The 13,805-nt window shown below is 37.3% G+C and carries 12 protein-coding genes; 6 read left to right on the top strand and 6 right to left on the bottom strand.

Annotated elements, in window-relative coordinates:
• Nucleotides 1-54: 54 nt before the first annotated feature.
• Nucleotides 55-858 (bottom strand): MotA/TolQ/ExbB proton channel family protein, encoded by an 804-nt coding sequence (locus CHB66_RS03465; RefSeq protein ID WP_076503064.1) that lies wholly within the window; start codon nt 856-858, stop codon nt 55-57.
• 890 nt (nt 859-1,748) lie between these two features.
• Here CHB66_RS03465 and rocD point away from each other — a divergent pair.
• The 5 genes from rocD to hemB all read left to right on the top strand — a co-directional run bounded on the left by rocD (nt 1,749) and on the right by hemB (nt 7,069).
• Nucleotides 1,749-3,023: an ornithine--oxo-acid transaminase gene (gene rocD, locus CHB66_RS03460; protein ID WP_089238092.1), complete on the top strand. Its 1,275-nt coding sequence runs from the start codon at nt 1,749-1,751 to the stop codon at nt 3,021-3,023.
• A 274-nt stretch (nt 3,024-3,297) separates the two neighbouring features.
• On the top strand, nt 3,298-3,948 hold the full coding sequence (locus CHB66_RS03455) for an HAD family hydrolase (protein ID WP_089237990.1): 651 nt from the start codon (nt 3,298-3,300) through the stop codon (nt 3,946-3,948).
• 301 nt (nt 3,949-4,249) lie between these two features.
• Nucleotides 4,250-5,455 carry a porin gene (locus CHB66_RS03450; RefSeq protein WP_089237988.1) on the top strand — a complete coding sequence of 402 codons (1,206 nt, stop codon included), beginning with the start codon at nt 4,250-4,252 and terminating at the stop codon, nt 5,453-5,455.
• A gap of 106 nt (nt 5,456-5,561) precedes the next feature.
• A complete protein-coding gene (locus CHB66_RS03445; protein ID WP_089237986.1) occupies nt 5,562-6,068 on the top strand; it encodes a TlpA family protein disulfide reductase in 507 nt (168 codons plus the stop codon).
• Nucleotides 6,069-6,097: 29 nt separating this feature from the next.
• On the top strand, nt 6,098-7,069 hold the full coding sequence (gene hemB / locus CHB66_RS03440) for a porphobilinogen synthase (RefSeq protein ID WP_089237984.1): 972 nt from the start codon (nt 6,098-6,100) through the stop codon (nt 7,067-7,069).
• Nucleotides 7,070-7,727: 658 nt separating this feature from the next.
• Here the strand turns inward: hemB and CHB66_RS03435 are convergent.
• The 5 genes from CHB66_RS03435 to CHB66_RS03415 all read right to left on the bottom strand — a co-directional run bounded on the left by CHB66_RS03435 (nt 7,728) and on the right by CHB66_RS03415 (nt 13,192).
• Complete coding sequence (locus CHB66_RS03435; RefSeq protein WP_089237982.1) at nt 7,728-8,918, bottom strand: 6-bladed beta-propeller; 1,191 nt, start codon at nt 8,916-8,918, stop codon at nt 7,728-7,730.
• Between the two features lie 54 nt (nt 8,919-8,972).
• Nucleotides 8,973-9,287 carry a hypothetical protein gene (locus tag CHB66_RS03430; RefSeq protein WP_141107362.1) on the bottom strand — a complete coding sequence of 105 codons (315 nt, stop codon included), beginning with the start codon at nt 9,285-9,287 and terminating at the stop codon, nt 8,973-8,975.
• A 412-nt stretch (nt 9,288-9,699) separates the two neighbouring features.
• Nucleotides 9,700-11,619, bottom strand: a complete 1,920-nt coding sequence (gene dnaK, locus CHB66_RS03425) for a molecular chaperone DnaK (protein WP_089237978.1) — start codon at nt 11,617-11,619, stop codon at nt 9,700-9,702.
• A gap of 230 nt (nt 11,620-11,849) precedes the next feature.
• Entirely contained in the window at nt 11,850-12,905 is a 1,056-nt protein-coding gene (locus CHB66_RS03420) for a BF3164 family lipoprotein (RefSeq protein WP_170932419.1), read from the bottom strand.
• Between the two features lie 62 nt (nt 12,906-12,967).
• Nucleotides 12,968-13,192 (bottom strand): hypothetical protein, encoded by a 225-nt coding sequence (locus CHB66_RS03415; protein WP_089237974.1) that lies wholly within the window; start codon nt 13,190-13,192, stop codon nt 12,968-12,970.
• Between the two features lie 372 nt (nt 13,193-13,564).
• Here CHB66_RS03415 and CHB66_RS03410 point away from each other — a divergent pair, with 372 nt between their 5' ends.
• The gene (locus CHB66_RS03410) at nt 13,565-13,798 is read left to right on the top strand and encodes a hypothetical protein (RefSeq protein ID WP_089237971.1); all 234 of its coding nucleotides are present in this window, start codon (nt 13,565-13,567) and stop codon (nt 13,796-13,798) included.
• Nucleotides 13,799-13,805: the final 7 nt, after the last annotated feature.

The following is a 13,805-nucleotide window of genomic DNA, read 5'->3' as shown; positions in this document are numbered from 1 at the left end:
TTTGTGCTAATGTTATAAATAATTAATAGTTGAAACAAAATAATCAACCAGTAATTACTTAGTCAATTTGTGCTTCACTAGGATATCTACCAAAGAGATAGATGCATCTTCCATGTCGTTTACCAAAGAATCGATCTTAGCGACACAGTAGTTGTAGAACAATTGAAGGATAATCGCAACGATCAAACCAGCAACTGTAGTCAAAAGGGCGATTTTGATACCACCTGCTACCAATGAAGGAGAAATATCACCCGCAGCTTCAATTGAGTCAAATGCACCGATCATACCGATTACAGTACCCATGAAACCCAACATTGGGGCAAGAGAGATGAAAAGAGAGATCCAAACTAGACCTTTTTCCAATCTACCCATTTCAACAGAACCATAAGCAATGATTGATTTTTCGACCATTTCGATACCTTCTGAGTATCTCATCAAACCTTGGGTAAAGATAGAGGCAACAGGACCTTTGGTGCTCTTAGTAACATCTTTTGCTGCTTCGATACCACCTTGTTCCAATGCTTCTTCAACTTTAGCCAAAAGTTTTTTGGTGTTTGTAGTAGAAAGATTCAGTGTGATGATTCTTTCAAGTGCTACAGCAAGACCTAAAATCAAACAGATCAATACTGGCGTCATGAAAGTAGGATCACCTTCGATAAACTTTTCTTTGATGATTTGGTGAAATCCTTTGTCTTCCTCGATGATTTCATCATCTACGATGGCCGGAGCAACTTCTTCTGCTTCAACGACTTCAGTGGTTTCAACTTCTGCAGAATCAACGTCTGCTTCTTGGGCTTTCGAGATAACCGGAGATAAAAGGATTCCGGATAGCATGAACAAAGCGATTAACTTTTTCATAATGTAGATTTTAATAGACTTTAAATAAAGGTTAAACGGTTTCTAATTTAATATTGAGATTTTAAAGTTATCATTTTTTCAATTCAAAATGCAAAGGATTCTTTCATAATTTTTTGAGAAAACAAGAACTGATCTCAGTTTTAGAATAGGATTGCAAGCTAAATTATACCGTATGAAGTAATTAGACAATTTATGTGAATGGGGATAAACTAAAGTAAATGGGCTATTTTGGATATTGGTGATATTAATTGTTCACGGCTTATTTTTGACCTATTCTTTAATTATGACGCTAAATATTTTTGTTGAATTTTAGTCTACAAATATAACTAATTTTTACTTTAAACCAAATCATATTGCTTTGTTGGTCTTGTTGTATGCGCAGACTTCATATAAGGTAATTCATTTTGGCAGTTGAACCTTCTAAGAGCCCGTTTTAGAAAAGGGAACAAGCTAGTTGCTCAAGAAGAAAACTGATATTTCCCCATGAAACAAAAAAGTAGTAAAGTAACAATATAATATCATCAATTAACATACTATGATGATCCGCGATGACACCATTATGCATATTTAGCGCAAATATTCTTGCGGATAATCGTTACTTGTTTTTAGCCGATCTTTATCAGTACACGAGTTGCTTTAAGCACTCCATTTCCTTTAGCCACTGGTGTGAAAGCGGGTATTCATTATAATGTATCTAAACAAATTGCTTGTTTCTGTTTTCTTTCCATAAATCATCAATTCTCTTCACTTTAATTTGGTGAGTACAAAAGCAGTGACTTATTTTGCTTACTAGAAATTTTAGTAGCATAATGCAACCTTAGATTTGAACCCTTTCATTCAAAGGGTAAATTCAATTTTCTTTGTAATAATTCGAATGAAAACGATAAATGATGATGGAAACAATAAACTCAAGCAAACAAGCAATCGAATTGGAGGACAAGTATGGTGCCCACAACTACCACCCGCTACCGGTAGTATTGAGCAAAGGAGAAGGTGTTTTCCTTTGGGATGTGGAAGGTAAAAAATACTTTGACTTTCTATCAGCCTATTCTGCAGTCAACCAAGGTCACTGCCACCCAAGAATTAAAGATGCTTTGATTGAGCAAGCTGGAACTTTGACTTTGACTTCCAGAGCTTTTTTCAACGATGTGCTTGGTCCATTTGAAAAGTATATTACTTCATACTTTGGTTTCGATAAAGTTCTTCCTATGAATACTGGCGCCGAAGGGGTGGAGACTGCTTTAAAAATTGCGAGAAAATGGGGTTACGAGAAAAAAGGAGTGGCTGAACACGAGGCCGTGATTGTAGTGGCTGAAAACAACTTCCACGGAAGAACGACAACGATCATCTCCTTTTCTAATGACGAAAATGCGCGAAAGAACTTCGGCCCATACACTCCTGGGTTTGTCAAAATCCCTTATGATGACATTCCTGCCCTTGAAAAAGCATTGGAAGATAAAAATGTAGTAGCATTTCTTGTGGAACCTATTCAAGGCGAAGCGGGTGTTTACACTCCTGCTGAGGATTTTATCAGAAAAGCATCTGATGCTTGTAAAGCCAAAAATGTGCTTTTCATTGCTGATGAAATTCAAACTGGAATTGCAAGAACCGGCTCTCTATTGGCTGTATGTGGAAATTGTACTTGTGAGGCACATTGCGAAAAACAAGCGAGCTACACCCAACCTGATATGTTAATTTTGGGCAAGGCCATTTCTGGAGGCTTCTATCCTGTCTCGGCAGTACTAGCCAACAATGACATCATGAATGTGATCAAACCAGGCCAACATGGCTCTACTTTTGGAGGAAACCCGCTAGGTGCCAAAGTCGCAATCGCAGCATTGGAAGTAGTTAGAGACGAGAGGTTAGCGGTAAATGCTAGAAAACTTGGTAAAATCTTCCGTGAGAGAATGCAAATCCTCGTAGACAAACACAGCATTTTGAAATTGGTAAGAGGAAAAGGCTTGCTCAACGCTGTGGTAGTCAACGACTCTGAAGACAGTTCTACTGCTTGGGATATGTGCGTGGCACTCAAAGATAATGGTCTCTTAGCCAAGCCAACCCATGGCAATATCATCCGATTTGCACCTCCATTGGTAATGACTGAAGAGCAACTTCATGAATGCTGTGATATTATTGAGAAGGTGGTGAAGGAGTTTGATCAATAATGTAAGTTTGTGTTGAAGTAAATCAGAAATACAATAGATATAAGGTTGAAATAAGATCGAAATATCATACAGACAATTTAAAAAGGAATGTTTTTGGAATTTAAATCCAAAGCATTCCTTTTTTTAACGGCTCAATTTCTTGGATAGAAATTTTTCAAAAGCTTGCCCTCCATTTATGACACTTGTGGTCAAAAACCTTAATACAATAACATTCTGTGACATTCCGATTGTAAGCTTTACCTTTGTCCGTAAATAATAACCAAACCTATTCCCCATGCAAAAAGCAATAATTTTCGATATGGACGGAGTGATCTGCCATACCAACCCATTTCACTCACAAGCCTTCATATCATTTTTTGCTAAGAGAAACATATATCCAACAGAGGCAGAATTTGCAGACCATATGTATGGCAAGAGTAATTCATATATTATGAGTCATTTTTTCGGTAGAAAAATAACAGGAGAAGAATTGCTTCAACTGGAAAATGAAAAAGAAAGCCTTTTCAGGGAAATCTATGCAGACAAAGTTAACCCCATCACAGGATACATGGAGTTTTTAGATCAGATAAAATCTAATAAATTACTCACTGGAGTAGCTACCTCTGCTCCATTGGCAAACCTTGAGTTGATCGCTGGTAAGCTTTCTTTGTTAGATAAGATGGAGTCAGTCTTGGCCAGTGAAGATGTCAGCAAGCATAAGCCAGACCCAGAAGTTTACCTCAAATCTGCTGATAACCTTAAAGTTTCTCCAGACAATTGCCTAGTCTTTGAGGATTCCTTTTCTGGAGTATCTGCCGCCTTGAATGCAGGCATGAAGGTCGTAGGCGTACTTTCTTCCCATACCAAAGAAGAGCTTCCGCCATGTGACTTATATATCAATGACTATCAAAACCTAGAATTAGAGACCGTCTTGAATCTATTTTAATCACCTTATAGAACGCTGATGACTCAGATCAAGCAGATAGTCACAGAAAAAATCAGTATAAATCCTACCAATCAAAGTCATCTGCGTTCCATTAATTAACATTACCTTAACACACCAAAGCAGGCTAAACAATTACTATTGACATATTTTTCACCTACACACCTTTATTAAGCATACATAGCATGCTCATCAGACACGAAGAGCATAACAAATACTTAATTTCTACATCATCATAAAGAAATATTGACTCACCACCTTTGTGACGCTGTACAATACTTCTAATTAAATAAACTTTCCCGGGATGCGAATCAAAATCGCTATGATCATCTTGATGGTGATCTCCTCTGTGGATGTTTTTGCAAGGGACATCGATAGGGACTCTGTAGCAACAGAGGAAGTCAAACAGATTATCAGGAAACCCTGGTATGAAACCATTCAGCTACGCGGATATGCTCAGCTGAGGTATAATCGACTATTTGAAACCAATCCAAATCTACAATGTGAGCAGTGTGATCGCTCTTGGGGGGAGAATGGAGGTTTCTTTTTCAGACGTATTCGTATGATCTTCTATGGTCAGATCCACGAAAAAGTCTATTTCTACATTCAACCCGATTTCGCATCTGGCGGAGGTAACTTTGCTCAGATCAGAGATGCCTACTTTGACCTTGGTCTCGATCAGAAGCAAGAATTCAGACTGAGAATCGGACAAAGTAAAGTCCCTTTTGGCTTTGAAAACTTACAGTCCAGTCAAAATAGAATCCCCTTGGACAGACATGATGGACTCAATTCAGCGGTAGCAAACGAACGGGACATTGGTGTGATGTTCTATTACGCACCAACCAAAATCAGGAAACGTTTCAGCGAATTGGTCTCTTCTGGTCTGAAGGGCTCGGGAGATTATGGAGTGTTCGGACTTGGATTATATAATGGTCAGACAGCCAATCAGCCTGATAAAAACAATAGCCTACACGTGGTATCAAGAGTCACATATCCTTTTGAGTTAGCATCTGGACAGATCATCGAAACATCTTTTCAGGGATACACGGGCAAATTTGTCATCAACCGCAACCCTCAGACGGATTTTGATCAGACAGAATTTGAGGAGTTCAGGTACGGACCAAGCTTTATCCTCTATCCGCAGCCCTTTGGCATCCAAGCTGAATTCAACTGGGGAAGAGGCCCTGAATATGACCCAGAGACTAATACCGTGCAAGATGCACCACTTGAAGGTGGTTATGTACTGGCTTCCTACTTCTTGAAAAAAGGTAATGATATCTTCATCCCTTTTACCAGATACCATTACTACAAGGGAGGAAAAAAACACGAACTAGATGCTACCAAGCATCGGGTAAAAGAATTGGAAATAGGCGTAGAATGGCAGCCACATAGAAACTTTGAATTGGTAGCCATGTACACCATCTCTGACAGGACATTTGAAAACTCTCTCAATCCTGAAAACAGACAAAAAGGATCTCTACTAAGGCTCCAAGCACAAATCAACTTCTAAAATAAAGTTTAGTCTATATATGATTAAGAGCAGGAAACATGGTTTTCTGCTTTTTTTTATTTTCAAACTAATATTATATATTTAGTGATCATTAACTTTCACTACTATGAAAATCATCTTAATACTTTTGACATGTCTACTTTTGGTTAACCCTGAAGTCAACGACAACAACAATTTCAAAGCTGAATTCAACAGCGCATTAAAAAAGAATGCTGACATCTCCGAACTGGCTACTGGAGAAGCCGCAGTGATCAATATTTGGGCAACTTGGTGTGGCCCTTGTATCAAAGAAATCCCAGAAATGAATGAGCTCGTCCATGAATATAAAGACAACAATATTCGGTTCTTAGCTTTTTCCAACGAACCAATGAGCACCTACAAATCCTTTCTCAAAAAAAGACCAGGTTTTCAATTCGATTATGAATTGAGTTTTGGAGATGCCCGCATTATCAGCTTACTAAAAGCTTTAGACAAACAAAGAGGGGGAACAGCAATCCCACTGCACATCTTAATCAACAAAGACGGAGAAGTAGAAGAAGTCTTCATCGGTGCATCTCCTGCAAATATTCAAAAAATTAAGACCTTCTTGGACAAACAGGCTTCTGCCGAATAGTGTTAACTTTGCGGAAAATAAGTTCAGTTATGCAAAGAAGACCTAGAAGGAATAGAAAATCACAAGCCATCAGAAATATGGTGGAAGAAACCAGACTTTCAGTTAAAGATTTCATATTTCCCATGTTTTTGATCGATGGTGTCAATCAAAAAGTGGAAGTAGCTTCTATGCCAGGTATCTTCAGATACTCTTTGGACCTGATGTTGAAAGAGATCGAAGCATGTGTCAATTTAGGCATCATGGCTTTTGATATATTTCCTGCTTACCCAGAGAATAAAAAAGACAAATACGCTACAGAAAGCTACAATACAGAGACTTTTTATCTTAAAGCCATCCACAAAATCAAAACTACTTTTCCTGAAATTGTAGTGATGACGGACGTGGCCATGGATCCATACAGCTCAGATGGTCATGATGGCCTGGTCGAAAATGGACAAATCCTCAACGACGAAACTCTTGAGATTTTAGGAAAAATGTCTCTAGCACAAGCACAAGCAGGAGCTGACATCCTAGGTCCATCTGACATGATGGACGGAAGGGTTGGATATATCAGAAATGTACTGGATGAAAATGGCTATACAAATGTATCCATCATGTCCTACACGGCTAAGTACGCATCGGCTTTTTACGGCCCTTTCCGTGACGCCTTGGACTCTGCTCCGAAATCTGGCGATAAGAAAACATACCAAATGGATTCCGCCAACTATTATGAAGCCCTGATTGAGGCTGATTTGGATACAGAAGAAGGTGCTGACTTCTTGATGGTCAAGCCAGCATTGGCCTATTTGGATGTCATCCGCTTGTTGAAAGACAATTCGAATCTACCCATCGCTGCATATAATGTCAGCGGAGAATACGCCATGATCAAAGCTTCTGCAGAAAAAGGGTGGTTAGACGGAGAACGTGCCATGCTAGAATCCCTCCTCAGTATCAAACGCGCCGGAGCGAATGTGATTTTGAGTTATTTCGCAAAGGAGTATGCGCTTCTAAATAAAGATTAAAAATACTTGTCAGCAGAGGCGGATTGAAAAATTTAAAGTTTTGGGGGTTTCAATTGGGATGGTGCTTTAGCCCATCCTTACCAAGCATCTCTATATATTTCAGGAATTAGCCAAACCTTATTATTTCAGAATGTGCATTCTGGGAATATTTTTTGGCTAAAGCCTACATTCATTTTTATCCATTATTTTATCCTCCAGCTAAAGCAGGAGGCAATTGAAAATGAATTTACCCTTGTTGCTAGCGATTTGAAAATTTTGAGATTATCAATTGGGATGGTGCTTTAGCCCATCCATACCAAGCATCTTTATATATTTCAGACTTTAGCCAAACCCTATTATTTCAGAATGTGCATTCTAGGAATATTTTTTGGCTAAAGCCTTTTCCCAATTTATATCTTATTTTCCTCCAGCTAAAGCAGGAGGCAATTGAAAATGAATTTACCCTTGTTGCTAGCGATTTGAAAATTTTGAGATTATCAATTGGGATGGTGCTTTAGCCCATCCATACCAAGCATCTTTATATATTTCAGACTTTAGCCAAACCCTATTATTTCAGAATGTGCATTCTGGGAATATTTTTTGGCTAAAGCCCTTTCCCAATTTATATCTTATTTTCCTCCAGCTAAAGCAGGAGGCAATTCAAAAGAAATTTACACTTTTAAAGGTCTAAATTAATCTCTTCTTTAATTTTATAGATTAACAAAACTAGTGTTTCACCATCTTCAGAATTCACATTCTTTATGATTTCTTCATAAGAATTCCCTTTAAAATCAACTTGACTTCTTATCTGGTCAAAAACAAAATAAGGAATAGCAATGCTTAAATATCCAGATTGATTATTGTAAGCCCCAGCAATAGCACTAATGTTAAGCATAAGACTCATATCATTTACAAGCCTAGATACTTTATATGCTTTACCTTTGCTCTTTTCGTAAATTCCAAGTGCGCCTTGACCAAAATCTACCATATCTAAAAATAGAAGATTTCCTGCATCTACATGATTTGAGGCTAAGTAGGCAAAACCCTCATCCTTACTTTTGGTTAGATAATCTGAAAGTAAAACTTTAGACTTGATGTTTTCAATTCCTCGGCTTGAAAAACTAAAGTGAATATGGCTATTTACTCCATTCGAATTGAAATTAACGAAATCTGAAGAAAAAACGGATTGGTAATAGAATCCTTTTCCACTCTTCTCTTGATAAAAATAATTCTCCTTACCCATATTCCCTGGCAATTCTTCTATTTGTTTAGGGATTTCTAAAGACCTAAGTGTAGAAAATTCGGGATTTGAAAAATTAATAAATCTACTACCTCCCTCAGACTCTGACACTCCTATCAAAAAGGAATTATTAGAGAATTTTAAACCTTGAAATGACCCGAACTCACTAACATTAAATTCTGACTGAAATTCGCCATCAACTCCAAAAGTTAAAACTTTCTTAGATCCATTTCCATAAATATGAATTTTGTCTTCACCGCTTGATATTGAAAAATATTGAGGGAAAATATATTTTCCAGGCCCCTCTCCTTCTGCTGAAACTTTACTTTTTAAATTTCCTTTCCAATCAAATAGATAAAGGCTATTACTTACTTTAGAGTCTAAAACTGAGATGTATTTATCTCCAAAATTCATTTGAGTAATCTCTCCAATAATGGCTTCTGAAGCCAATGGGACAAAATAACAGGTATCGAAGAGTTGAGAAAAAAGTATCTCAACAGGATTATCGATGTCAATAATTATACTTTCTTTGATTATTTCACCTCTATCACTTTCTTCTGAACAAGAAAAAAATAGAATTATAAAAAATACATATATTGATGTAAAAGCGAAAGTTTTTGTTTTTTTCATAGATTTAAAATTAAATTTTAAAAACACCTGTTATAACAGGTGTTTTTTTCTTAATTAACCACCAATAGAAGGGCATTCGGGAGCATCTTCTGGCATTGAACAACAGGAATCCAACATATCTCTACAATCTTGATAAGGATAAACTATGAAGTCAGTTGGATGTCCAGATGAACCATAGCATACTGTTCCATTTGTATATGGTTCTTGATGATTAAGATATCCTACTCCGCATGCTAATGCATTTGCCTCAGGAAATACTTCTGAAAATTTAAATTTAACATCTTCTATATTAGAAGATATCTCCACCGAAAACATCAGGATTAAAGAAAAACATATTAACCCACTTAATTGAATCAATCTTTTTATCATAATATTATTGTATTATGGTTGAACATAGTTTGAAACTAAAAAAAAAAAAAAAATGAAAACCAAGTTTGCATTCTGAAAATTACTATTTGGTATAATACATTGAAAATCAAACAGGAAACATTAGCAATGAATTTTGGCTAAAGCCTCCTTACTAATTTTGGTCTATTTTTTAGGTCTCCAGCTAAAGCAGGAGGCAATTGAAAACATATACTCGATTTTCCAGAATTCTCATATCCTACATCTTGTTTCTTATATCTCAAATACACTTTGTTAGAACGGGACCTCTCCTAGCGTCGAGGTGACACAATCCATAAAATACTATAGTCTCATTCTTGTGTCTTGATTTTCATATCCAAAAAAAGGCACCCATATCAAATATGGGTGCCTTTTCAATATATTAAGCTAAACTAGCTTATTTTTTATCTTCGGATACTTCTTCGTAATCTACGTCAGAAACGCCGTCACCAGCTTCTGCTGAACCTCCAGCATTTGCTTCAGCTCCTGGTTGAGCACCTTCTGCTCCACCGGTAGCATTATACATTTCTTGAGAAGCTGCTTCCCAAGCCTTGTTTAATCCTTCCATCGCTGAATCGATTCCTGCCAAGTCTTGAGCCTGATGTGCAGTTTTCAATGTCTCTAAAGCTGCAGAGATATTCTCTTTGTTGCCATCAGACAATTTATCGCCATATTCTTTCAACTGTTTTTCAGTTTGGAAGATTAGGCTGTCTGCACCGTTAAGTTTTTCGATTTTCTCTTTCTCAGCTTTATCAGTAGCTGCATTTGCCTCTGCTTCTCTCTTCATTCTTTCGATATCGTCTTGAGACAATCCTGAAGAAGCTTCGATCTTGATTTTTTGCTCTTTTCCCGTTCCCTTATCTTTTGCAGATACATTTAGGATACCGTTAGCATCAATATCAAATGTCACCTCGATCTGAGGAACACCTCTTGGAGCTGGTGGAATATCTGTCAATTGGAATCTACCAATCGTTCTATTATCCTTAGCCAAAGGTCTTTCTCCTTGCAATACATGGATATCAACAGCCGGCTGATTGTCAGCAGCGGTAGAGAATACCTCAGACTTCTTGGAAGGAATGGTCGTGTTAGCTTCGATCAATTTGGTAAACACACCGCCCATGGTCTCTATCCCCAATGAAAGAGGCGTCACATCCAAAAGAAGTACATCTTTCACCTCACCAGTCAGTACACCACCTTGGATCGCTGCACCGATTGCCACTACTTCATCTGGGTTTACGCCTTTGGATGGCTTCTTGCCGAAGAACTTCTCCACTTCCTCTTGAATCTTAGGAATCCTTGTAGAACCACCTACCAAGATGACTTCATCGATATCAGAGGCAGAAAGTCCCGCATCCTGAAGTGCTTTTTTACAAGGCTCCATAGACCTTCTTACCAAATCCTCTGAAAGCTGCTCAAATTTTGCCCTGCTCAAGGTCCTCACCAAGTGCTTAGGACCAGACTGTGTTGCAGTGATGTATGGCAAGTTGATTTCTGTTGAAGAAGAGCTTGATAATTCGATTTTAGCTTTTTCAGCAGCTTCTTTCAATCTTTGAAGTGCCATTGGATCTTGTCTTAGATCGATTTGTTCTTCTGACTTGAACTCGTCGGCAAGCCAGTTGATGATCACTTGGTCAAAGTCATCACCACCGAGGTGGACATCACCATTGGTAGATTTCACTTCGAATACGCCATCACCCAACTCTAAGATAGACACATCAAATGTACCACCACCAAGGTCATACACTGCGATCTTCATATCTTGGTTTTTCTTATCCATACCATAAGCCAAAGCTGCTGCCGTAGGCTCGTTGATGATTCTCTTCACTTCAAGACCTGCAATCTGTCCAGCTTCTTTGGTAGCCTGACGCTCTGCATCATTGAAGTAAGCTGGCACAGTGATGACAGCTTCAGTCACTTCTTGCCCTAAGAAATCCTCCGCAGTGCTCTTCATTTTCTGAAGAATCATCGCAGAAAGTTCTTGTGGAGTATATGATCTGTCACCGATTTTTACAGCTACAGTGTCATTAGGACCTTGTTCTACTTTGTAAGAAGCATGTTTTTTCTCCTCAGAAACTTCAGAGAACTTCTTACCCATAAATCTCTTAACAGAAGAAATGGTATTGGCAGGGTTAGTGATGGCCTGACGCTTGGCAGGATCCCCTACTTTTCTCTCTCCATTTCCATTGTCCAAGAATGCTACTATAGAAGGAGTTGTTCTTCTACCTTCTGAGTTTTGGATCACCACCGGCTCGTTACCTTCCATTACAGCAACACAGGAGTTGGTCGTACCCAAGTCAATACCTATGATTTTTCCCATGATATAGTTATTTTCTTAATTGATTACGTTTTTTGAAATTACATAATCCCAATAGACAAGGCTTGTGCCAAGCATAACTCAAGCCCGAATCACGTCAGATTGTCAGACTAGCGTGACAGAATTCAATTGGATTCCTGACATGTCAAGCCTAAACCAAAATCCATACATGACAAAATTATTCTCCTTTCAAGACAAAAAGTGAATGTGACTATACGCTAGGAAAGTGTATATCAATAATCAAAAACCAATATCCCAGGCTCTTCATCTATGGTAGTGCCGTAGATTTTTCTATTCACTTCGTCAACAGTAATATTTAACACAGACTGATCAAGCACATAATGTACAACTGGCTTCCCATCAAAGTCTAGAACCAATATATCTTTCACATTATCATTACCCATTTTAGCTCTATTTTTACCAATGAAAGCTAGAAAAATCATTTCTCCACCTACAAACCCAGTGTTATAAGTTAACATTTCCTTAAAACTATCTACTACAATCACTTCTTCACCTCCAGAATTAATGATTTTATATTCTGGAAAATGATTAACTGGTCCTTCAACAACCTTTTTTGTTTGTTTATTTAAATCGATAATTTCAATTCTATCAGTTCTAATACTTGGTAAAGCAAAAATCCCTTGATTAGAATTTCCAATCAAGTCTCCATAATGCAAATCAGCTATTAAATAAGGATCATAACTTAACTCAGGCATAACCTCTGACCATTTTCCAAATCTAGATTTTATATTACCTAAAGAATCAAACAATACAAATTGATCTTCACCATTAATCATAAAACCAAAAAATGAATTATTTTCAGTAATAGTCAATTGGGTTGCTAAATACATCTTTTCAGTTTGCTTAAGAGAAGATTTAAAAGACTTTGTTGAATCAGCTAAATCAAATTCTGCAAATAGTTTTCCAGAACTAGAGTAAACCCAAAATGTATCATTCGAGACACCTGAATCAATGCTCCAAACACTAGGTAATTCGTTTGGCCCCCAGCCAATTTTAGCCTTTTCTTGCTCATAGCTCATTTTTTTTGCATTAATCCGATGCAAAATTGCCAGTCCCGATCGATCTGATACAATCAACTTTCCATTCTTATACAAGATTCGAGAAGGCACTAAAATCTCTGGAAACACATATTTCTTCCCTGTTAATTGTTTTTTCTCAGGAAAATCATCAAATGTGAATTTATTTGATTCTGAGTGTTCTTTAGAAAAACAGCCTGTTAAAAAATTTAATCCAATTATTAATGACAATAATAATCCAAAACCTTTCATGCTCATTAGAGATTTAAGAGTAGCTGGCTCGTGAATAGAGCCAGCTTGATTTAAATAAAACCTTAATTAATTATTGGTCCAGTGGTACATGTTGATACCCCATACCTTCTTTCAGAATAGTCATATGGAGGATAACCATACATATCTGTGCATTCTCGATTTTCTGATATTTGACAGCATATCCACTTTTCGCCATCTCCTGGTTCTAGTGTGTCTGAAGAATAAGCATGTCCCGCTGAGAGGAAACCAATTGCTACAAAAGCAGCTAAATAAAATAACTTTTTCATAAGTGAAATAATTTAAATGAATTAAAAAACTGGCCAGTAAGAGTTCAAACGAAATCTCAATGGCAAATTATTATTATTATTATTATAAACAAAGTTTTATTAAAATATTTTTCGGAGACAGCCAATTAAAGTATCATAACATGATTATCCGGTTTTTTTACCAGTATATTCCTCATAGCAGAACAAAATTTGTTTTCTAGCCAATATCAATGAATAACTCGTCCGCCATGGCGGATCTAATCCCTAAGCCTCGGGATCAAGTTGATTCAATATACTATAAAATGGTTGCCGACCTAATTGGAGATATACATAATTAACCAATTTTAATTCTCTTTGATGCAACCATTTTACCTAAATCCGTATCTTAGTGGTATGAACAGCAGGCAAAAGGAAATACAGCGAAGTGAAAGGCTCAAGTGGGGCTTGGCTTTTTTGATCTGTATGCTGACAGCTGCACTATTTTCATACGAACCTACAGAAAAATCACTTTTTGACAGAATAAGCAATCCAATCAGCTTTTTGAAAATGGAACAAGAAAATCAATTCCACCATATCATCACCAAATTCTTCAATCCCGAAATCCCAGATAAGTTCAAAAGATTGTAACTTGGCG

Source organism: Belliella buryatensis (genome assembly GCF_900188245.1).
Classification (GTDB): Bacteria; Bacteroidota; Bacteroidia; order Cytophagales; family Cyclobacteriaceae; genus Belliella; species Belliella buryatensis.
Note: the sequence above shows the minus strand (reverse complement) of the source record. Positions and strands in the feature narration are given on the sequence as shown.